The 20,875-nt window shown below is 53.6% G+C and carries 19 protein-coding genes; 12 read left to right on the top strand and 7 right to left on the bottom strand.

The window, feature by feature from the left end:
- The first annotated feature begins 16 nt into the window (after positions 1-16).
- The 11 genes from AC2FCQ_RS13650 (at position 17) to AC2FCQ_RS13600 (ending at position 11,645) form a co-directional block, all read left to right on the top strand.
- Positions 17-436, top strand: coding sequence for a F0F1 ATP synthase subunit epsilon (locus AC2FCQ_RS13650; protein WP_209638090.1), 420 nt, complete (start codon positions 17-19; stop codon positions 434-436).
- A gap of 297 nt (positions 437-733) precedes the next feature.
- On the top strand, positions 734-2,104 hold the full coding sequence (glmU, locus tag AC2FCQ_RS13645) for a bifunctional UDP-N-acetylglucosamine diphosphorylase/glucosamine-1-phosphate N-acetyltransferase GlmU (protein WP_490308407.1): 1,371 nt from the start codon (positions 734-736) through the stop codon (positions 2,102-2,104).
- Positions 2,105-2,384: 280 nt separating this feature from the next.
- Positions 2,385-4,214: a glutamine--fructose-6-phosphate transaminase (isomerizing) gene (gene glmS / locus AC2FCQ_RS13640; protein ID WP_490308406.1), complete on the top strand. Its 1,830-nt coding sequence runs from the start codon at positions 2,385-2,387 to the stop codon at positions 4,212-4,214.
- A gap of 336 nt (positions 4,215-4,550) precedes the next feature.
- On the top strand, positions 4,551-5,591 hold the full coding sequence (gene pstS / locus AC2FCQ_RS13635; protein WP_209638083.1) for a phosphate ABC transporter substrate-binding protein PstS: 1,041 nt from the start codon (positions 4,551-4,553) through the stop codon (positions 5,589-5,591).
- Between the two features lie 91 nt (positions 5,592-5,682).
- Complete coding sequence (gene pstC, locus AC2FCQ_RS13630; protein ID WP_037421236.1) at positions 5,683-6,639, top strand: phosphate ABC transporter permease PstC; 957 nt, start codon at positions 5,683-5,685, stop codon at positions 6,637-6,639.
- 1 nt (position 6,640) lies between these two features.
- Positions 6,641-7,531, top strand: coding sequence for a phosphate ABC transporter permease PstA (pstA, locus tag AC2FCQ_RS13625; protein ID WP_265556634.1), 891 nt, complete (start codon positions 6,641-6,643; stop codon positions 7,529-7,531).
- 54 nt (positions 7,532-7,585) lie between these two features.
- A complete protein-coding gene (gene pstB, locus AC2FCQ_RS13620; protein WP_369804765.1) occupies positions 7,586-8,356 on the top strand; it encodes a phosphate ABC transporter ATP-binding protein PstB in 771 nt (256 codons plus the stop codon).
- Between the two features lie 11 nt (positions 8,357-8,367).
- Positions 8,368-9,102 carry a phosphate signaling complex protein PhoU gene (phoU, locus tag AC2FCQ_RS13615; RefSeq protein ID WP_209638080.1) on the top strand — a complete coding sequence of 245 codons (735 nt, stop codon included), beginning with the start codon at positions 8,368-8,370 and terminating at the stop codon, positions 9,100-9,102.
- Between the two features lie 168 nt (positions 9,103-9,270).
- Positions 9,271-10,110 (top strand): ABC transporter substrate-binding protein, encoded by an 840-nt coding sequence (locus tag AC2FCQ_RS13610; protein WP_490308405.1) that lies wholly within the window; start codon positions 9,271-9,273, stop codon positions 10,108-10,110.
- Positions 10,111-10,189: 79 nt separating this feature from the next.
- Positions 10,190-10,903: an amino acid ABC transporter permease gene (locus AC2FCQ_RS13605; RefSeq protein ID WP_490308404.1), complete on the top strand. Its 714-nt coding sequence runs from the start codon at positions 10,190-10,192 to the stop codon at positions 10,901-10,903.
- Position 10,904: 1 nt separating this feature from the next.
- On the top strand, positions 10,905-11,645 hold the full coding sequence (locus tag AC2FCQ_RS13600; RefSeq protein ID WP_490308403.1) for an amino acid ABC transporter permease: 741 nt from the start codon (positions 10,905-10,907) through the stop codon (positions 11,643-11,645).
- On the opposite strand, the gene yieH is transcribed toward AC2FCQ_RS13600, so the two are convergent.
- Positions 11,642-12,310, bottom strand: a complete 669-nt coding sequence (gene yieH, locus AC2FCQ_RS13595; RefSeq protein WP_209638073.1) for a 6-phosphogluconate phosphatase — start codon at positions 12,308-12,310, stop codon at positions 11,642-11,644. The genes AC2FCQ_RS13600 and yieH overlap by 4 nt on opposite strands.
- 223 nt (positions 12,311-12,533) lie before the next feature.
- On the opposite strand from yieH, the gene AC2FCQ_RS13590 reads away from it, so the two are divergent.
- Positions 12,534-13,871 (top strand): NCS2 family permease, encoded by a 1,338-nt coding sequence (locus AC2FCQ_RS13590; protein WP_037421216.1) that lies wholly within the window; start codon positions 12,534-12,536, stop codon positions 13,869-13,871.
- A gap of 35 nt (positions 13,872-13,906) precedes the next feature.
- On the opposite strand, the gene AC2FCQ_RS13585 is transcribed toward AC2FCQ_RS13590, so the two are convergent.
- From AC2FCQ_RS13585 to yidC, 6 genes are all read right to left on the bottom strand, one after another.
- Positions 13,907-14,959, bottom strand: coding sequence for an alpha/beta hydrolase (locus tag AC2FCQ_RS13585; RefSeq protein ID WP_404760649.1), 1,053 nt, complete (start codon positions 14,957-14,959; stop codon positions 13,907-13,909).
- A gap of 93 nt (positions 14,960-15,052) precedes the next feature.
- Complete coding sequence (locus tag AC2FCQ_RS13580; protein WP_404760648.1) at positions 15,053-15,619, bottom strand: NADPH-dependent FMN reductase; 567 nt, start codon at positions 15,617-15,619, stop codon at positions 15,053-15,055.
- Positions 15,620-15,793: 174 nt separating this feature from the next.
- Complete coding sequence (locus AC2FCQ_RS13575) at positions 15,794-16,519, bottom strand: 4'-phosphopantetheinyl transferase family protein (protein ID WP_490308402.1); 726 nt, start codon at positions 16,517-16,519, stop codon at positions 15,794-15,796.
- A gap of 176 nt (positions 16,520-16,695) precedes the next feature.
- Positions 16,696-17,496: an MBL fold metallo-hydrolase gene (locus tag AC2FCQ_RS13570; protein ID WP_490308401.1), complete on the bottom strand. Its 801-nt coding sequence runs from the start codon at positions 17,494-17,496 to the stop codon at positions 16,696-16,698.
- Positions 17,497-17,650: 154 nt separating this feature from the next.
- Positions 17,651-19,015, bottom strand: a complete 1,365-nt coding sequence (gene mnmE, locus AC2FCQ_RS13565) for a tRNA uridine-5-carboxymethylaminomethyl(34) synthesis GTPase MnmE (protein WP_265556642.1) — start codon at positions 19,013-19,015, stop codon at positions 17,651-17,653.
- A gap of 222 nt (positions 19,016-19,237) precedes the next feature.
- The gene (gene yidC, locus AC2FCQ_RS13560) at positions 19,238-20,875 is read right to left on the bottom strand and encodes a membrane protein insertase YidC (RefSeq protein WP_037421197.1); all 1,638 of its coding nucleotides are present in this window, start codon (positions 20,873-20,875) and stop codon (positions 19,238-19,240) included.

Here is a 20,875-nt window from a genome sequence, read left to right as displayed (position 1 = left end):
TTGAGAGGAGGGTGATATGGCTATGACTTACCATCTGGATGTAGTCAGCGCGGAAAAACATATGTTTTCCGGCCTGGTACAAAAGATCCAGGTGACAGGTAGCGAAGGCGAACTGGGGATTTTCCCTGGCCATGCGCCGCTGCTGACTGCCATCAAGCCTGGCATGGTGCGTATTGTTAAACAACACGGTGAAGAAGAGTTCATCTACCTGTCCGGCGGTATCCTTGAGGTACAACCGAGCGTGGTCACCGTGCTGGCTGACACTGCTATCCGTGGAACGGACCTCGACGAAGCGAGAGCGTTGGAAGCTAAGCGTAAAGCTGAAGAACATATCAACAGCTCTCATGGCGATGTCGACTATGCTCAGGCATCTGCAGAACTGGCGAAAGCGATCGCAAAATTGCGCGTTATCGAGCTCACCAGAAGAACGATGTAATATTTTGGCTCGTTTATAACGCAGTCAAAATTAAGAAAGCGGCCTATTTGGTCGCTTTTTTTTTGCTTTAAAATAAGCATTTCAGCCAGGTTGGCACTGTGGTGTTATAACCGGTTATAGAGACTAAAAATGTCTCCGATCGCCGACAGTTCTGCCAATCTCTGGGCTGTGAGCGTCTTAGCGGCGGCGTGCTTAGTGCCCCATGGTCTGGGCCGGGTTCGTGAAGAGAAATATGTAGTAATATCGTGGCTAAAGGGTTCTACTTTCGTCTATTAAAATGGAGTTATCAGGTTGCTTATGTCTAACAGCACAATGAGTGTGGTGATCCTCGCCGCGGGCAAGGGAACACGCATGTATTCCGATCTTCCCAAGGTGTTACATCCATTAGCCGGTAAGCCCATGGTGCAGCACGTCATTGACGCCGCAATGAAATTGGGCGCGAAAAATGTCCATCTGGTATATGGCCACGGCGGCGATCTGCTGAAAAGTGCGTTGACTGACGGCGCACTGAACTGGGTGTTACAGGCCGAGCAATTGGGTACGGGTCATGCCATGCAACAGGCTGCACCACATTTTGCCGATGACGAAGACGTGCTGATGTTGTACGGCGACGTCCCGCTGATTTCTGTCGATACCTTGCAACGCTTGATGGCCGCGAAGCCACAAGGTGGCATTGGCTTGCTGACGGTGAAACTGGCTGACCCAAGCGGCTACGGCCGTATCGTGCGTGAGAACGATGCAGTTGTGGGGATTGTCGAGCATAAGGACGCCAGCGAAACCCAGCGCCAAATTAATGAAATCAACACCGGTATCCTGGTGGCTAATGGCGGCGATCTAAAACGCTGGCTGGGGATGCTGAAGAACGACAACGCGCAGGGTGAGTTCTACATCACCGATATTATTGCGCTGGCTCATGCTGACGGTAAGAAAATTGAAGCGGTGCACCCATCGCGCCTGAGCGAAGTAGAAGGTGTGAATAACCGCCTGCAGTTGTCGCGGCTTGAACGTATTTATCAGGCAGAACAGTCTGAAAAGTTGTTGTTAGCGGGCGTAATGCTGCTGGATCCGGCGCGTTTTGACCTCCGCGGGGAACTTGTGCACGGTCGTGATATCTCTATTGATGCCAACGTTATTATTGAAGGGTCGGTTAAGCTCGGGGATCGCGTGAAAATCGGTGCCGGCTGCGTGTTGAAAAACTGCGTGATCGGCGATGATTGCGAGATCAGTCCGTACAGCGTGTTGGAAGACGCGGTGTTGGCGGCTGAATGTACCGTGGGTCCTTTTGCTCGCCTGCGTCCTGGGGCTGAGCTGGCTGTCGGTGCTCATGTCGGTAACTTCGTAGAAATGAAAAAGGCGCGCTTGGGCAAAGGCTCAAAAGCAGGTCATTTGAGTTACCTTGGCGACGCCGAGATTGGCGATGATGTAAATATCGGTGCCGGTACCATCACCTGTAACTACGATGGTGCCAACAAGCATAAAACCCTTATTGGCGACGGTGTGTTTGTCGGTTCTGACACCCAACTGGTGGCACCGGTCTCTGTGGGTAAAGGCGCGACGATTGCTGCCGGTACTACAGTAACCCGCGATATCGCTGATGACGAACTGGTGCTGAGCCGCGTCAAGCAGGTGCATATTCAGGGCTGGCAGCGCCCGGTGAAGAAGAAATAACGAGTGTGTTTTGCGTTGGGCTCTGCTTACGAGCCCAATACAAAACATAAAAGTCCTCAATAGATTTTACGTTGCTGCTAGGTGGCAAGAGTGTGAATTCCCAGGAGCTTAGTTCGCTAAGTGACTGGGATGAGCACTCGTAGCCAACAACGCAGCAGCGCGAAAGATGAAGAGGATAATCCCCACCATCTACAGGCTCGGGGAAGCACGGTAATAACCGGCAAAATCAGGTCAAGACATCGAAAGCGCCCTGAAAGGCGTTTAATTAGGAATACAACTGATGTGTGGAATTGTAGGCGCAGTAGCGCAACGTGATATTGCAGAGATTCTGTTGGAAGGGTTACGCCGCCTTGAATACCGTGGCTACGACTCAGCGGGTTTGGCTGTGGTGGATGCGGAAGGGAACGTCAACCGCTTACGCCGCGTAGGCAAAGTGAATAAACTGGCCGAAGCCGCAGAACAACATGAATTGCATGGGGGCACCGGTATTGCTCACACCCGCTGGGCAACGCACGGTGAACCTACCGAAGCTAACGCGCACCCGCATGTTTCTGATTACATTACGGTAGTGCATAACGGCATTATCGAAAACCACGAACCGCTGCGTGAACTGCTGATCGAACGCGGTTATCACTTCAGCTCCGAGACCGACACCGAGGTTATTGCTCACCTGGTGCATTGGGAGCAGCGCCAGGGTGGCACTTTGCTGGAAGTCGTTCAGCGTGTGATCCCTCAGCTGCGCGGCGCTTATGGTACCGTGGTGATGGACAGCCGTGACCCAAGCGTGCTGGTGGCCGCACGTTCCGGAAGCCCGTTGGTTATCGGTCGTGGCGTGGGTGAAAACTTCCTGGCATCCGATCAGTTGGCACTGTTGCCGGTTACCCGCCGTTTTATCTTCCTTGAGGAAGGTGACGTGGTAGAAATGACCCGCCGCTGCGTGAGCATTTTCGATAAGCAGGGCAACGCCGTTGAGCGTCCTGAGATTGAATCCCAGGTGCAGTACGATGCGGGTGATAAAGGCGCTTACCGCCATTACATGCAAAAAGAGATCTATGAACAGCCGCTGGCGTTGAAGAATACCCTTGAAGGGCGTTTCAGCCATGGCCAAATCAACCTGAGCGAGCTGGGCCTGCGTGCCGACGAACTGCTGTCGAAGGTTCAGCACGTGCAAATTATCGCCTGTGGGACGTCTTACCACTCCGGGATGGTTGCGCGTTATTGGTTCGAATCCCTGGCTGGCGTCCCTTGCGACGTCGAAATTGCATCCGAATTCCGTTACCGCAAGTCTGCCGTGCGTCCAGATAGCCTGATCATTACGCTGTCGCAGTCCGGTGAAACCGCCGATACGCTGGCGGCGCTGCGCCTGTCGAAAGAACTGGGGTATCTGGGGTCGCTGGCGGTGTGCAACGTGGCCGGTTCTTCACTGGTGCGTGAGTCCGATTTGGCGCTGATGACCAAAGCCGGTACAGAGATCGGCGTTGCTTCGACCAAAGCCTTCACCACCCAGCTTGCGGTATTGCTGATGCTGGTGGCGCGTTTGGGCCGTCTGAAAGGCATGGCAGAAAGCGTTGAGCATGACATTGTGCATGGCCTGCAGGCGTTGCCGGCACGTATCGAACAGATGCTGTCGATGGATAAGAGCATCGAGGCGCTGGCGGAAGGTTTCTCCGACAAGCATCACGCATTGTTCCTGGGCCGTGGCGATCAGTACCCGATCGCGATGGAAGGGGCGCTGAAGCTGAAAGAGATCTCCTATATTCACGCGGAAGCCTATGCCGCCGGTGAATTGAAACACGGCCCGCTGGCGTTGATCGACGCCGATATGCCAGTGATCGTGGTTGCGCCAAACAACGAACTGCTGGAAAAGCTGAAGTCCAACATTGAAGAAGTGCGCGCGCGCGGCGGCCAGCTGTACGTGTTTGCCGATCAGGACGCCGGTTTCGTCAGCAGCGAAGGCATGACCATCATCCCGTTGCCGCATGTTGAAGAGATCGTGGCTCCTATCTTCTACACCGTGCCGTTGCAGTTGCTCTCTTACCACGTTGCGCTGATCAAAGGCACCGACGTTGACCAGCCGCGTAACCTGGCGAAGTCTGTCACAGTAGAGTAATCCCTCTTTGTTAGACTCTGGAAGCCGGCCGCTGCGCCGGCTTTTTTCATGGCCTAATCAAATATGACAATGATGCGACAGCCGGGATAAAAGTTGTCATATTCAAGCGGATAGATGAGATGTAATGTGTTTTTTTATTGATTAATTATTGCGTGTTTTTCTCTTTAACTGCATGATTTTTATTTGATTACTGTGTTTCTTTTTGCGTTGTAATATAACTGTCATATTTCGTACATTTTACTGTCACCAAACTGTCCTATTTTCCCTCCTGCAGCAATACTTACTCTGATGAAAACGACTCGAAGTCGATTTTTAAATATCCCATTAGGAGGGATTATGAAACTGATGCGTACCACCGTCGCCAGTATTGTGGCAGCGACTTTCTCCCTGACCGCCGTGTCCGCGTTCGCTGCTGCTAGCCTGACCGGTGCAGGTGCGACATTCCCCGCTCCGGTATATGCCAAGTGGGCAGATTCTTATCAGAAAGAAACCGGCAACAAAGTTAACTATCAGGGCATCGGCTCTTCTGGCGGCGTGAAGCAAATCGTTGCCAACACCGTTGACTTTGGTGCTTCTGATGCACCTTTGACTGACGAAAAACTGGCTGCTGATGGCCTGTTCCAGTTCCCTACCGTGATCGGTGGCGTCGTACTGGCGGTGAATATCCCGGGTATCAAATCCGGCGAACTGATTCTGGACGGCAAAACCCTGGGCGATATCTACCTGGGTAACGTGAAGAAATGGAACGACCCGGCGATCACCAAACTGAACCCAGGCGTTAAGCTGCCGGATCAGAACATTGCCGTTGTCCGCCGCGCTGACGGTTCAGGCACTTCGTTCGTGTTCACCAGCTACCTGTCAAAAGCCAACGCACAGTGGAAAGAGAAAATCGGTGCAGGCTCTACCGTTAACTGGCCAACCGGTCTGGGCGGCAAGGGTAACGACGGCATCGCAGCCTTCGTACAACGTCTGCCAGGCTCTATCGGTTACGTTGAATACGCTTACGCCAAGCAAAATAACCTGGCTTACACCAAGCTGATTTCTGCCGACGGCAAAGCCGTTAGCCCAACAGAAGAGAGCTTCAGCGCTGCCGCCAAAGGCGTGGATTGGAGCAAAACCTTCGCTCAGGATCTGACTGACCAGAAAGGCGACAATGTGTGGCCAATCACGTCCACCACCTTCATTCTGGTGCACAAAGAGCAGAAAAACCCAGCTCAGGGCACTGAAGTCCTGAAGTTCTTTGACTGGGCATACAAAACGGGTGCCAAACAGGCTAATGACCTGGATTACGCCACTCTGCCGAAAGAAGTTATCGAGCAGGTGCGTGCAGCATGGAAATCCAACGTAAAAGACAGTTCAGGTAAAGCGCTGTACTAACAACGCAGGGGCGCGTGTTTCAGCGCGCCCCACTCAGTTTTCAGGGTCTAACCCATGTTGGGCCTGCCAGGGTTAAAATAGAGAGTGATCTATGGCTGAGTACAAGCCGACCATTAAAGCACCGAGTAAAAATGGTGACGTTATCTTCAGCGCGCTGGTAAAACTGGCAGCGCTGATTACCCTATTGTTGCTGGGCGGCATTATTGTTTCACTGATCTTTGCCTCCTGGCCGAGCATGCAGAAATTCGGCTTCTCCTTCCTGTGGACAAAAGAGTGGGACGCACCTGCTGAGCAATTCGGTGCATTGGTACCTATCTACGGCACCGTTGTCACCTCACTGATTGCTCTGATTATCGCCGTGCCTGTCAGCTTTGGTATTGCGTTGTTCCTGACCGAGCTGGCACCTAACTGGTTGAGACGCCCACTGGGTATCGCCATTGAATTGCTGGCAGCAATCCCGAGTATTGTCTACGGCATGTGGGGCCTGTTCGTGTTTGCCCCGCTGTTTGCCAAATATTTCCAGACCCCGGTCGGCGACGTTTTGTCGGGTATCCCTATTGTCGGTGAGCTGTTCTCTGGCCCGGCATTCGGTATCGGTATTCTGGCTGCTGGGGTGATCCTGGCGATTATGATTATTCCTTACATCGCCGCGGTAATGCGCGACGTGTTCGAACAAACCCCGGTGATGATGAAAGAGTCGGCCTACGGCATCGGCTGCACCACCTGGGAAGTGATCTGGCGTATCGTGCTGCCATTTACCAAGAATGGTGTGATCGGGGGCGTGATGCTCGGCTTGGGCCGCGCGCTGGGCGAAACGATGGCCGTGACCTTCATCATCGGTAACACCTATCAGCTCGACAGTGCTTCACTGTATATGCCGGGTAACAGCATCACCTCGGCACTGGCCAACGAATTCGCTGAAGCAGAATCAGGGGTGCACACCGCAGCGCTGATGGAGCTGGGGCTGATTCTGTTTGTTATCACCTTTATCGTCCTGGCGCTGTCGAAGTTGATGGTTATGCGTCTGGCCAAGAATGAGGGACGCTAACGTGGCGACTATGGAAATGCAAAACGACCTGGCGCTGTTAGAAAGCCGCCGCAAAATGCAGGCGTGGCGCCGTCAGAAGAACCGATTGGCGCTGTTTTTGTCGATGGCGACCATGGCCTTTGGCCTGTTCTGGCTGGTGTGGATCCTGTTCTCTACCGTGACCAAAGGCATCGATGGCATGTCGCTGGCGTTGTTCACCGAAATGACGCCACCACCGAACACCGCAGGCGGCGGTCTGGCGAACGCCATTGCCGGCAGCGGTCTGCTGATCCTGTGGGCTACCGTGTTCGGTACGCCGCTGGGCATCATGGCTGGCATTTATCTGGCGGAATATGGCCGTAAATCCTGGCTGGCAGAGGTGATCCGTTTTATTAACGACATTCTGCTATCAGCCCCGTCGATCGTCGTGGGCCTGTTCGTGTACACCATCGTGGTGGCGAAGATGCAACACTTCTCCGGCTGGGCTGGGATCATCGCGCTGGCGCTGTTGCAGGTGCCGATCGTTATCCGAACTACCGAGAATATGCTGAAGCTGGTACCGGATACGCTGCGTGAGGCTGCCTACGCGCTGGGTACGCCGAAATGGCGCATGATTTCCGCCATCACGTTGAAAGCGTCGGTTTCCGGCATCATCACCGGTGTGCTGCTGGCGATTGCGCGTATTGCCGGGGAAACAGCACCGCTGCTGTTTACCTCGCTGTCGAATCAGTTCTGGAGCACAGACCTGATGCAGCCGATCGCCAACTTACCGGTGACTATTTTCAAATTCGCCATGAGCCCGTTTGCCGAATGGCAAGAGCTGGCCTGGGCAGGGGTGCTGTTGATTACCCTGTGCGTACTGCTACTGAATATCTTGGCGCGTGTGGTTTTCGCCAAGCAAAAGCATTCATAAAATTTTGAGCGCTGCCATGGCGGCGCTGATGAAAAGAGAGAAGTCTTGATGAGTATGGTTACTGACGCTTCCAGCAGCAAAATTCAGGTACGCGATCTGAACTTCTACTATGGCAAATTCCATGCGCTGAAAAACATCACGCTGGATATCGCCAAAAACAAGGTCACCGCGTTTATCGGTCCGTCCGGCTGCGGCAAATCTACCCTGCTGCGCACCTTCAACAAGATGTATCAGTTATACCCCGAGCAGCGTGCTGAAGGCGGCATCCTGCTGGATGGGCAAAATATTCTGACGGATAACTCGGATATCGCCCTGCTGCGCGCCAAGGTTGGCATGGTGTTCCAGAAACCGACACCGTTCCCAATGTCGATTTACGACAATATCGCCTTCGGTGTACGTCTGTTTGAAAAGCTCTCGCGTGCCGATATGGATGAGCGCGTGCAATGGGCTCTGACCAAGGCAGCGCTGTGGAACGAGACCAAAGACAAGCTGCACCAGAGCGGTTATAGCCTGTCTGGTGGCCAGCAACAGCGTTTGTGCATCGCCCGCGGGATTGCTATTCGCCCTGACGTCTTATTGCTGGACGAACCCTGCTCGGCGCTGGATCCGATTTCCACCGGTAAAATTGAAGAGCTGATCAGCGAGCTGAAGTCTGACTACACCGTGGTGATCGTCACTCACAACATGCAGCAGGCCGCGCGTTGTTCTGATTCCACGGCATTTATGTATCTGGGCGAACTGATCGAGTTCAGTGATACTGATACCCTGTTCACCGCGCCACAGAAAAAACAGACCGAAGACTACATCACTGGCCGTTATGGTTGATAGGATGCATCATGGATAACCTGAATTTAAATAAACACATTTCCGGCCAGTTCAACGCAGAACTTGAGCACATCCGTACCCAGGTGTTGACCATGGGTGGGCTGGTGGAACAGCAACTGACTGACGCCATTACCGCGATGCATAACCAGGACGGTGAGTTGGCCAAGCGGGTGATCGAAGGCGATGCCAAGGTCAATATGATGGAAGTGGCAATCGATGAGGCCTGTGTGCGCATCATTGCCAAACGCCAGCCGACCGCCAGCGACCTGCGTTTGGTGATGGCGATCATCAAAACTATCTCTGAGCTGGAGCGTATCGGCGATGTGGCAGACAAAATCTGTCGCACGGCACTGGAGAAATTCTCGCACCAGCACCAGCCTCTGCTGGTCAGTCTGGAGTCTCTTGGCCGCCATACCGTGCAGATGTTGCATGATGTGCTGGATGCCTTTGCGCGTATGGATCTGGACGAAGCGATCCGAATTTATCGCGAAGACAGAAAAGTCGATCAGGAATATGAAGGCATTGTACGCCAGTTAATGACTTATATGATGGAAGACACACGCACCATTCCAAGCGTGCTGACTGCATTGTTCTGCGCACGTTCTATTGAGCGTATCGGTGACCGTTGCCAGAATATTTGCGAATTCATCTTCTACTTCGTGAAAGGCCAGGACTTCCGCCATATTGGTGGTGATGCCTTGGAAAAACTGTTGTCTTCCGACGGTACAGACGAGAAAAAAGAGTAATTCTCTTCGCGAGTTACCCTATAAAGGCGCAGAAAACTGCGCCTTTATGCCGTTTAAAACCCTTAAATACAAAATGGTTATAAATATAGCTTTTTATATTATTTCCTGACCTAAGTGGGTCTTGCTAGCGTAGCAGCCAGCAGGACATCAACCCCTTAGGAGCTTCCCATGAAACATCGCGTTTTGGCCTTAACGCTATTAGCCAGCTTGACCAGCCTCGCTACCGGTGCCGCGCATGCGGACAAACTCGACGACATCAAGAAAGCTGGCGTAGTGCGTATCGCGGTATTCGACAGTAACCCGCCGTTCGGTTATATCGATCCGCAAACTAAAAAGCTGGTGGGTTATGACGTTGATGTGGCCGATGCGATTGGTAAAGCGCTGGGTGTAAAGGTGGAGTTGCGTGCCACCAATCCAGCTAACCGTATTCCTTTATTGGTCTCGAAAAAGGTCGATCTGATCGCCGCCAACTTCACCATTACCGATGAGCGCGCCAAGGAAGTGAACTTCAGCGTGCCCTATTTTGCTACCGGCCAGAAATTTATTGCCCATAAAGGCGTGCTGAAAACCCCGGAAGATATCAAAAAACTGCGTATCGGTGCGGACAAGGGGACAGTGCAGGAAATCACGCTGCGTGAGCATTATCCAACGGCGAAAGTGATCTCCTACGATGACACCCCGCTGGCGTTCGTTGCGTTGCGTAACGGCAACGTGCAGGCAATCACCCAGGATGACGCCAAGCTGGTGGGCCTGTTAGGCAACCTGCCGGCCGCGCAGAAAGCGGACTTCGAAATCTCCCCGTTCAGCATTACCAAAGAGTACCAGGGCGTCGGTATTCCAAAAGGGGAAGATCGCCTGACGGCCACGGTTAACGACACGCTGATCGCGCTGGAAAAAGACGGCGAAGCGGTGAAGATCTACGATCGCTGGTTCGGCCCGGAAACCAAAACCGCACAACCGCGCGGCGATTTCAAAATCGCGCCGTTGGATCAACAGCCGAAGGCCTGATTTTTTGCGGGGCTGAGATCTGTTTGTAGGGGCGCAGCTTGCTGCGCCCCTGACGCATTTTGTAAGACAAGGATTGACCATGAATCTGGACTGGTTGCTGGCGCCGCAATACCTAAACTGGCTGTGGCAGGGTTTTCTGTTGACGCTGTGGCTTTCTGCCTGTGCGAGCCTGGCCGCCACGTTGTTGGGTTTTTTACTGACGACGATGCGTGACAGCCACCTGCGCCCATTGCGATGGCTGGCGATGGGCTACAGTTCGTTGTTTCGCAATACGCCGCTTCTGGTACAGCTGTTCTTCTGGTATTTCGCCGCCGGGCAGATCCTGCCTTCAGCCACGATGCAATGGCTTAACACCTCACATCACATTGGCCCGCTTGAATGGCCGTCGTTTGAATTTCTTGCCGGTTTCTTTGGCCTGACGTTGTACTCCAGCGCCTTTATCGCCGAAGAGATCCGATCCGGTATTCGTGGCGTTGCCAGTGGGCAAAAATATGCGGCCAATGCGCTGGGATTAACCGGCTGGCAGGCTATGCGTTATGTGGTGTTGCCGCAGGCGCTAAACATCGCCATGCCGCCGCTGCTGGGTCAGTATATGAACGTGATAAAGAACTCCTCGTTGACGATGGCGATCGGCGTGGCCGAACTGTCGTATGCTTCGCGTCAGGTGGAAACCGAGACACTACGCACCTTCCAGGCATTTGGTGTGGCGACGGTGTTGTACATCGCCATCATTGCGTTACTGGAAGGCTGGGGAATGTGGCGACAGCAGCGCAAGCCGCTGAGGGGGCATTAAGATGGATTTCAGCATTATTCATGACAACCTGGGCTATCTGCTGTGGGGAACCTGGCCCGACGGGCCATTGGGCGGTGCGGCGCTGACGCTGGCGATCAGTCTGATGGCCGGTGTGGCCTCGGCCATTTTCGGCACGCTGCTGGGGGTGGCATTGGCAATGTCGCGCGGTGTGGCGGCTGGCTTGCTGGCGGCGGTGTTGGGTTTCTTCCGCGCCATCCCGGTGATCATGCTGATTTTCTGGACCTATTTCTTATTGCCGATGGTGTTTGGCGTCGATATCCCGGAAATCACCACCGTGGTATGCGCGCTGGCGCTGATCGCCTCCGCGTATTTGGCCCATGCGGTGAAGGCCGGCATTGTCGCTATCGGCGTTGGGCAGTGGCAAGCCGGCTTGTCACTGGGGCTGACCCGTTGGCAAACACTGCGCATGATCGTGCTGCCGCAGGCGCTGCGTATGATGGTGCCGTCGTTTATCAACCAATGGATTTCGCTGATCAAAGACACCTCCCTGGCTTATATCGTCGGCGTCGGAGAACTGACCTTCCTGGCGACTCAGGTCAATAACCGCAGCATGGTGTACCCGATGGAAGTGTTTCTGTTTGTCGCATTGGTGTACTTCGTGTTTTGTCTGGCGCTGGATTTGCTGGCCAATGCGGCCAACCGCCGTTTCAGCCCACAGACCCGAGCGCTGAAACGGTCATGGCGCTGGTGGCGTAATAAGCCACCGCTACCGGCCAGTTAATCTGCCGTTAGCTGCCACCCCCGCTCGCGCCACAGCGCAGGCAGCTGTGCCAGATCGTCGAATACGGTAACCAGCGGGTGGTTGATCGGTTTATTGTGCGGATCGGCGCAGAAGTAAAATACCGGGATCCCCGCAGCGATCCCGGCCTGGGCGCCAGCGGCGGAATCGTCGATCAGAATGCAACGCTCGACCGGTACCTGCATTTTTTCTGCCGCGTGGAATACGATGGCTGGGTCTGGTTTCCAGCGTTGAATATCATAGCCGCTGAACAACCGGTCATCAAAATAGTGCAGCATATCGGTCAGACCGAGCGAGTGTTGCATTTTACTGACCGGGCCATTGGATACGGTGCAGATAGGCACTGTTACTTGTGCCAGCAGTTCACGAGCCCCGGCAATCTGCTGCAGTTCACTGTCGAATAGACGGGCTACTTCTTGGCGGTATAAGGGTTCCAGCTCTTCCTTTGCCAGATTGATGCCATGTTCTGCATTAACCTGTTCGATAATTTCGTACAGCTTCACCCCTTTGAATTTTCTGAACACCTCGTCCAGCGACAGATATATACCGTAGTGAGCAAACATGTGCACATAGGCTTTGCTGCATATCACTTCACTGTCTACCAGCGTGCCGTCACAATCAAACAAAATACAGTCAACCTGGTTCATCAGCGTCATGTCCTTTAATTAAGCAGCGATAGTGCCACTTTACCCAGATCGGGTGCGATTGCGACATCAGAATCCCGGTTTGCCTATCAATTTCAGTAAATACAATCTGTTGAGGGTTATAGCCGTAAAGACGGCGAAAAAAATCTGTGAGCGGCGTCAAAACCCCTACTTTTTGTTATAGGATAGCCGGCGACTCTCCATTCCCTTCTTCGGAATTCTGATAATGAGCAAACCAGTATCTGGCCTTGACGTTGAGCAAGGCTTGCTTGGGCGCGTGTTTAAACTCAAGCAACATGGAACTACGGCGCGTACGGAAACGATTGCCGGTATTACGACCTTTTTGACTATGGTGTATATCGTGTTCGTTAACCCCCAAATTCTGGGCGCGGCGGGCATGGATACGCAGGCCGTGTTTGTCACAACCTGTCTGATTGCCGCTTTCGGCAGTATTTTGATGGGCTTGCTGGCAAACCTGCCGGTTGCGCTGGCACCCGCGATGGGCCTCAATGCGTTCTTCGCCTTTGTGGTCGTGGGTGCAATGGGCATTTCATGGCAGGTTGGCATGGGAGCCATTTTCTGGGGCGCGGTCGGTTTACTGTTGCTGACTATTTTCCGTATCCGCTATTGGATGATTGCCAATATTCCCATGAGCCTGCGGGTGGGGATTACCAGTGGTATCGGCCTGTTTATCGGCATGATGGGGCTGAAAAATGCCGGTATCGTGGTGGCTAATCCGGACACGCTGGTGACCATAGGCAGCCTGACCTCGCACAACGTGCTGTTAGGTGCGCTGGGCTTCTTTATCATCGCTGTGCTGTCTTCGCGTAACTTCCACGCGGCGGTGCTGGTTTCTATCGTGGTGACAACCCTGATCGGTTGGGCATTGGGTGATGTGAAATACGGCGGTCTGTTCTCCATGCCACCGAACATAACTTCGGTCGTGGGTCAGGTTGATCTGGCAGGCGCGCTGAACATTGGTCTGGCAGGGGTCATTTTCTCCTTCATGCTGGTAAACCTGTTCGACTCCTCCGGTACTCTGATCGGGGTGACTGACAAGGCTGGGCTGACCGATGACAAAGGCAAGTTCCCGCGCATGAAGCAGGCACTGTATGTTGATAGTATCAGCTCGGTAGCAGGTTCGTTTGTCGGCACGTCTTCCGTTACAGCCTACATTGAAAGTTCCGCCGGGGTTTCTGTCGGTGGCCGTACCGGCCTGACCGCAGTGGTGACCGGTATCTTGTTCCTGTTGGTGATTTTCCTGTCACCGCTGGCGGGTATGGTTCCGGCTTATGCCGCTGCCGGTGCGCTGATCTACGTTGGCGTACTGATGACATCCAGCCTGGCACGGGTGAAGTGGGATGACCTGACCGAAGCCGTACCGGCGTTTGTTACTGCGGTGATGATGCCGTTCAGTTTCTCGATTACCGAAGGTATCGCACTCGGTTTTATTTCGTACTGTGTGATGAAATTGGGTACCGGCCGCTGGCGTGAAATCAGCCCATGCGTGGTCGTTGTCGCGCTGTTGTTTGTGCTGAAGATTGTCTTTGTCGACGGACATTGATGCCACCGGGGCCGACAAGCGTCGGCCCCGGTGTTCTATGCGTCAGGCGTTGCATCCGGCGCCTGATTCAGTAGCCACTGTAATGGCCGTTTGAAGCGTGCCTGCCAGCCCGCGTCTGGGTTCTCTCCCTGCGCAAAATGCAGTGCCTCAACCTGATTATCTTCGCTGAACAGATTGGCAAAGTGCATTGCCAGCGCTTGATCGCTAAATTTTTGCCGATCGTAATACGCCACCACCATCCGTTTATTTTTCGCCAGAGATTGCTGTGCCTGTTTGATCTCGCCCTGAGGCGCAATTAACAGAGCACCAGCATAATGCTGTGGGTACTTGGCTAACAGATTGGCGGCATGCAGCGCTCCCTGGCCACGAGCGCTCAGATAGACCTGTTGTGGGTTGAGTTTTAATTCCGCTATTAACGGTTGCAGCGCCCGCTGAATGGCGCTTTGGGTGCTCTCGTCACTGTAATTCGACCAGCGGAAACTGTTTTCCGACAGCATCTGGGTGCCGTTGATTTCAATATAGGCGACGCCCATCTCACTAAACAGCACGCGCTCCTCGGGAGATATACCGGCACTTTTGCCATAGGCATGCAGATATACCACCGTTGGCCAGCCTTCGGGGGGCGGTGTGCCAGCCGGAATGGCGTAGCTGGCTTTGCCTTCAAACCAATGCGCATGCTGCAGATAGCGGGCCTTGGTAACGGCCAAGATCGACTGATAGGTGCTGCTGTGTTGAATACTATTGAAGGCGTCGTCTTCCAGCAGATTGTAGTAATACCATAATCCGCGATCGGCGCTCAGCTGCAGGTACCGCTCTGCCAGTTCGGTTTGGCCTTTTTCCGCTGACGAAGCCGCCAGCTGGTAGGGGGCCCAGATGTTGCGACCGTCTTCTCGCATGAGCGTCAGATATAACGACATGGCTGCGATCTTTTTATCTTCCTGATTCTGAGCCGTGCGCGACAGTTGAGCATTGAGTGGGCTATGTACCGGCAGCGCGATGGGCTCTTCTCCGGCGGGGTAGCGCATTTCTGTGGCTAATAATGGTCTGGTGATGAAAGCCAGTAATATGGCTAAAATGAAAAAATACATAATGTAATGACTTTATTTTTAATGGGTTGGCAATGGTTCTCTCATTGGCGTGACGCCCCCATTCGGCTTTCTGCTGAGGGCGTCAAAAAACATTTACTCCACGCGGCGGATATAATCGCTGAACGCGGAGAGCTGCCCGGTCAGGAAGTCCAGCGTACCTTGGTCGATCAATTCACCTGCCTGAGCATCCACTTTATTTTGGATCACGCCACCCATAAATTCCGGCTTATTCATCACCATGGCATCAAGGAATACCAGAATCTGGCGCAGGTGATACTGGCATCGTGCGCCGCCAATAGGCCCCATGGAACTGGTCTGAATGGCCACTGGTTTACCGGCTAAGGGTTGATTTGGCAGACGAGAAAGCCAGTCGATAGCGTTTTTTAATCCGCCTGGCACAGAGTAGTTATATTCCGGGGTTACGATGATAACGCCGTCAGCCTGACGAATTTGCTCGGCAATGGCTTCCACCGTAGCAGGGAAACCCTCTTCCTGTTGCATATCGGCATCATATAACGGGATATCACGGATTGAAGGAAGCGCTTCAATGGTGACGCCTTGTGGCGCAAGGCTTGGCAGCGCGTGCGCAACCATCGCGTTGTACGAACCTTTGCGCAAACTACCGAGCAGAGTGACGATTTTTAATGCTTGGTCTGACATGGTGACTCTCCCTTTCGAATGAACAGATTCAGCTTAGAACACCTGAAGATAGTAGGGCAAAGCGTGCGGAGAGAATAGACGATTTCTGAATATTTAGCTGACTTTACATTTTTATTAAGAAATTTATGTGGTAAAGAAAGTTTTATCTTGGTTTTTGCGCTATTTACGCCCTTTTTAACCAGGCGTCGCCAGGCTGGTCAGTTTGACGAAGCGCGTTGAAACGGCTGGGTTGCGCGGTGATATCTCGCCGTCTTTTTGCAGGCCCTGCTGTTCTGCATATTGCCAACACACCAAGCGTTCCAAGCCGGGAGTGTGGGCACAGGCCCAGCTCAGGTACTCATCGGCGTCGCTCATCACATGGACATCTGGTGTAGTGCTGGAACGCAGGTGGCCGGAAAAAGGATGCAGACGTAGGGTTGATTGGCCGCTGTTGCCCTGGCCGGAAAGTTTCAGCACGCTCTGGCGGATGCTCCACAGTTGCGTTTCTGCCTCCAGTCTATCGTACTGTGCGCTTATCCAGGCACTTTCCGCCGGTGTAAGATATTGGTGCTGAAGCTCTTTATGTTGCCCGCCGCGTGCGCGCATCACTTCAATATCCAGGCCAACCCTGCCTTCTTCGCTGAGTAAAACTCCCACCGTATTGCTGGCATAGGCCAGACTGAAATCGGGCAGATGATTGTCGATAAAACAAGGACGTCCGGTGGGGGTAGTGGCAATAGGAGGGAGTGTCGGTAGCCCGTAAAGATAAAACATCATTTCTGCGAGCAGAACACGCCCTTGCAGGAATCTCTGGCGGCGTTTAACGGAAAAAGCAGTAGCTGCAGCAATCACGTCGGTGGGGAGTCTACGGGTATCCAATACGGTGGATGTGGGGATCCATCGGGCAAAATGACACGCCATTATTCACTCCATGACAGAGGGTTCACTGAAAATGCTGGGGGATTAGATTAAGCATAAGCCTAGGATTTATCATCAAAAAACAGTATGCGTTTTATCCTATTTATTGGTTTTTGCTATGTATTTTCCCGTGAGGAAAGAGGGCGGAGGCCATGAGGGGCCGCCGGCGGAGACGGTATTTATTCCAGAACGAAAGTCTCTCCCGTTGCTGGCGCAATCACTTCCGGCAGCCATAGCCGGCCCCATGCACCGGTACAATGGCATCCCATTAATTTTTCCGGTTTTTGCTGGTTTAGAAACCGTCTGACCTGCCATATTGTGTGCGGTGACGCACAGCGCAGATGAAAACCGCCGATCAGCGCATGGATCTGATTTATCCCGGTGATTTTTTGGCAGTGACGAACGATGTTAACGATCCCCCGATGTCCGCAGCCTGTAATGATCACCAATCCGCGGTCAGATTTATAAATCAGTACACCTTCGTCTATCACGTAATCCACAGACTCCGTTTTGCCACTGAGCACACCATAGGCCTGCGGTTGGGTAACCGAGATTTCCCCTGACCATATAAAGCGCTCGCTGATATGCAGAGGTTCACTGCTGTATTCCATGTGATGGCGTGAGTAATCAATATTCAGTGATAATTTTTTGATTTTCCTGGTATATCCAAGAAATGTTACCGCTGAGTGGCGTTCATTGGCTATGTGCGGGTGGCAGATGATGCGACTGTTATCGGGTAACCAGGGTACGCCACCGCAGTGGTCGTAGTGGCCGTGTGAAAGCACCGTTGCGGTCATTCGGGAGAGGTCGACGCCCATTTGCGTCGCGTTATGCAGAAAACTGCCATCGGGGCCGGTATCGAACAAAACCGCGTCTGTTTCATCCTGGATCCACAGGCTCAACCCGGCTTTCGCTTTTAGCGATTTGTCTACGCCAGCGGCACGCCGGTTTTCCAGTAATACCTTGATGGTTAACGGCATGTTCGCTCTTTCCTGAGAGGGGATCCTTTATTGCTCAGTATATAGCGCTTATTCTAAAGGGGCTGTGACATATCGCGCAGACATTATGCGATAAGCCAACGGTGGAACAGGCGGCAGTGCGTCGCCTGCTCCGATCGTTAATACCTGCGGTTTTTTACTTACCGATACAGAAGCTGGAGAAAATGCGTCCCAGCAGATCATCAGAGGTAAATTCACCGGTGATTTCACTCAACGCCTGCTGTGCCAGGCGCAATTCTTCGGCCAACAGCTCCCCCGCGTAAGCGCTCACTAACTGTTCTTTACCCTCTACCAGATGCTGTGCCGCTTGTTCTAGCGCCTGCAGATGGCGACGGCGCGCCAGGAAGCCACCTTCCATATTGCTGGTGAAGCCCATGCTTTGCTTCAGGTGATCACGTAGCAGATCGATACCTTCACCGGTACGCGCCGACAGGCGAATAAGCGAATGGCCGTTTACTTCGGTCATACCCAAGGTTTCACCCGTGATGTCGGCTTTATTGCGCACAACGGTAATGGGCAGGCGGTGTGGCAGACGCGCCATAAATTCAGGCCAGATCTCTACCGGCTCGGTAGCGGTGGTGGTCGTACCATCGACCATAAACAAGACGCGGTCTGCCTGTTCGATCTCGTTCCATGCACGTTCGATACCGATACGCTCAACTTCATCACTGGCTTCACGCAGACCGGCGGTGTCTATGATATGCAGCGGCATGCCGTCGATGTGAATATGTTCGCGCAGTACATCGCGTGTGGTACCGGCGATATCGGTGACGATCGCGGCTTCACGGCCAGCTAATGCGTTCAGCAGGCTGGATTTGCCCGCGTTTGGTCGCCCCGCAATGACCACTTTCATGCCTTCACGCAGCAGACTGCCTTGGCGTGCTTCGGCACGTACGCTGTCCAGGTCGGCCATGACGCCGTTGAGTTGCGCTTCGATCTTACCGTCAGACAGGAAGTCGATTTCTTCATCAGGGAAGTCGATTGCAGCTTCCACATAGATTCGCAGGTGAGTGAGTGCTTCCACAAGCTGGTGGATACGGGTAGAAAATGCCCCTTGCAACGAGTTCATTGCTGAACGTGCTGCTTGCTCTGAGCTGGCGTCGATCAGGTCGGCAATTGCCTCCGCCTGTGCCAGATCGAGTTTGTCGTTGAGGAATGCGCGCTCGGAGAACTCCCCGGGCCGTGCGATACGCACGTCAGGCAACGCCAGTACACGTTTTAGCAGCAGATCGAGAATAACCGGTCCACCGTGGCCTTGCAGTTCCAGCACGTCTTCACCGGTAAACGAATGGGGGCCAGGGAACCACAATGCAATGCCCTGATCCAACGTCGCCCCATCGGCATCACGGAATGGCAGATAATCGGCGTAACGCGGCTTGGGCAGTTTGCCGAGCAGCGCTTGGGCGACATCTTTGGCGCCACGGCCGGAAATGCGCAAAATGCCGACGCCGCCGCGTCCCGGCGGGGTGGCTTGGGCTACGATGGTATCGGTAGTGCTCATATACCCTTTATCCTTCAAGTTGCAGCGGTGTTGGCTGCCTTCTCTTACCCCGGTAACCTGGCTTACCAGGCTCTCGGGGACGCGTTCCGTTGCCGCCAACCTGCAAGCTTTAGCGCTGTCGGGTAACGCGGCTCTGACAATTCAATATGCAAAAAGGCGGTCTTAATGACCGCCTCTTGGTGTTACTGCAAGGGTTCGGCATGCCGAACCCCTACAATACGCTTAGGTTTTTTTCTTGTCGCGGCTGTGTAAGCCACGTTTTTCCAGACCGCGGTAAATCAACTGCTGCTGGAGGATGGTCACCAGGTTACTGACGATGTAGTACAGCACCAGACCAGACGGGAACCACAGGAAGAACACTGTGAAGATTACCGGCATAAAGGTCATGATTTTTTGCTGCATCGGGTCAGTCACGGTGGTCGGCGACATCTTCTGGATGAAGAACATCGTCACGCCCATCAGGATTGGCAAGATGTAGTACGGGTCTTGCGCCGACAGGTCATGGATCCACAGGGCGAACGGCGCATGACGCAGCTCAACGGAACCCATCAACATGTAGTACAGCGCCAGGAAGATTGGCATCTGGATAACCAGCGGCAGACAACCCCCCAACGGGTTCACTTTCTCAGACTTGTACAGCGCCATCATTTCTTGGCTCATGCGCTGTTTGTCATCACCAATACGCTCACGCATCGCCTGCAATTTTGGCTGCAGCATGCGCATTTTTGCCATCGAGGTGTACTGCGCTTTGGTCAGCGGGTACATGATGCCACGCACGATGAAGGTGATGATGATAATTGAGAAGCCCCAGTTACCGATAAAGCCGTGGATGAACTTCAACAGTTTGAACAGCGGCTGGGAGATGAACCACAACCAACCGTAATCTACGGTGAGATCCAGATGCGGTGCCAGCTGGGCCATCTGATCTTGCAGTTCTGGGCCAACCCACAGGGTCGCATTCAGTTGTTGCTGCGCACCAGGCTGTACCACTACCGGCGTAGATTTGAAGCCGATGGTAGACAGGTTATCGCCAGGCTTGGCGGTATAGAAGGTGTTGCTACCCTGCGTTGCCGGTACCCAAGCCGTGGCGAAGTACTGTTGCAGCATCGCAACCCAACCGCCTTGCGTGGTGACACTCAGGTTCTCGTCCTTATCGAACGCGTACTTCTGGTATTTGTCATCGCTGGATGAATACGCCGCACCACGGAAGGTGTGCAGAGCGAAGTTGTTGCTGCCGGTGTCACGGTGCTTAGGCAGCTCAGTCGTCTGCTTCAGTTGGCCGAACAGGGTCAGTTCCAGCGGAGTTGTGCCTTTGTTGTCAACGTTGTAGTCAACGCCAACTGCGTAATGGTTACGCTTGAGCACGAAAGTCTTGGTGTAGATCGCACCGTCTTTACCGGTAAAGGTCAGCGGAATGCGCAGCTCATCCTGGCCTTCTGGCAGGGTGTAGCTGTCCTGCGCCGCCTGGAACAGAGGACGTTCGCCGTTTGCCGGGTTATCCGGACCGTTTCTGCCAGTCAGGCCGCTTTGCGCCTGGTAAACAAATGACGGTGTGGTTTCCAGCAGCTGGAATGGCGTCGATGAACCCAGAGTGTCCGGGTAGGCCAACAGTTTAGCCTGCTCGATATCACCACCACGGGTGTTGATGGTCAGCGACAGCACGTCAGTGTTAACGGTAATCAGTTTACCCTGGCCACTGGCTGGAACTGCTGAGCTTGCGGCATCACCGGTAGCAGTGTTCGAAGTCTGTTGCGTGGTCTGAGCGACTGGTTGCGGAGCATTGTCCGTTTGCCAGGCTTGCCAGATCATGAAAGACACGAACAGCAGAGCGATGAGGAGAAGATTGCGTTGCGAATCCAT

Source organism: Serratia sp. CoH_134_PS_4 (genome assembly GCF_058190535.1).
This window is presented reverse-complemented; position numbering and strand designations above follow the sequence as displayed.

Excerpts from the sequence above, each read along its gene's own strand:
- pstB (WP_369804765.1), top strand. The coding sequence starts at position 7,586 with ATGGTTACTGACGCTTCCAGCAGCAAAATTCAGGTACGCGATCTGAAC.
- pstC (WP_037421236.1), top strand. The coding sequence starts at position 5,683 with ATGGCTGAGTACAAGCCGACCATTAAAGCACCGAGTAAAAATGGTGAC.
- AC2FCQ_RS13605 (WP_490308404.1), top strand. The coding sequence starts at position 10,190 with ATGAATCTGGACTGGTTGCTGGCGCCGCAATACCTAAACTGGCTGTGG.
- AC2FCQ_RS13585 (WP_404760649.1), bottom strand. The coding sequence starts at position 14,959 with ATGTATTTTTTCATTTTAGCCATATTACTGGCTTTCATCACCAGACCA.
- glmU (WP_490308407.1), top strand. The coding sequence starts at position 734 with ATGTCTAACAGCACAATGAGTGTGGTGATCCTCGCCGCGGGCAAGGGA.
- pstS (WP_209638083.1), top strand. The coding sequence starts at position 4,551 with ATGAAACTGATGCGTACCACCGTCGCCAGTATTGTGGCAGCGACTTTC.
- AC2FCQ_RS13600 (WP_490308403.1), top strand. The coding sequence starts at position 10,905 with ATGGATTTCAGCATTATTCATGACAACCTGGGCTATCTGCTGTGGGGA.
- phoU (WP_209638080.1), top strand. The coding sequence starts at position 8,368 with ATGGATAACCTGAATTTAAATAAACACATTTCCGGCCAGTTCAACGCA.
- yieH (WP_209638073.1), bottom strand. The coding sequence starts at position 12,310 with ATGAACCAGGTTGACTGTATTTTGTTTGATTGTGACGGCACGCTGGTA.
- AC2FCQ_RS13580 (WP_404760648.1), bottom strand. The coding sequence starts at position 15,619 with ATGTCAGACCAAGCATTAAAAATCGTCACTCTGCTCGGTAGTTTGCGC.
- AC2FCQ_RS13650 (WP_209638090.1), top strand. The coding sequence starts at position 17 with ATGGCTATGACTTACCATCTGGATGTAGTCAGCGCGGAAAAACATATG.
- yidC (WP_037421197.1), bottom strand. The coding sequence starts at position 20,875 with ATGGATTCGCAACGCAATCTTCTCCTCATCGCTCTGCTGTTCGTGTCT.
- glmS (WP_490308406.1), top strand. The coding sequence starts at position 2,385 with ATGTGTGGAATTGTAGGCGCAGTAGCGCAACGTGATATTGCAGAGATT.
- AC2FCQ_RS13590 (WP_037421216.1), top strand. The coding sequence starts at position 12,534 with ATGAGCAAACCAGTATCTGGCCTTGACGTTGAGCAAGGCTTGCTTGGG.
- AC2FCQ_RS13570 (WP_490308401.1), bottom strand. The coding sequence starts at position 17,496 with ATGCCGTTAACCATCAAGGTATTACTGGAAAACCGGCGTGCCGCTGGC.
- AC2FCQ_RS13575 (WP_490308402.1), bottom strand. The coding sequence starts at position 16,519 with ATGGCGTGTCATTTTGCCCGATGGATCCCCACATCCACCGTATTGGAT.
- AC2FCQ_RS13610 (WP_490308405.1), top strand. The coding sequence starts at position 9,271 with ATGAAACATCGCGTTTTGGCCTTAACGCTATTAGCCAGCTTGACCAGC.
- mnmE (WP_265556642.1), bottom strand. The coding sequence starts at position 19,015 with ATGAGCACTACCGATACCATCGTAGCCCAAGCCACCCCGCCGGGACGC.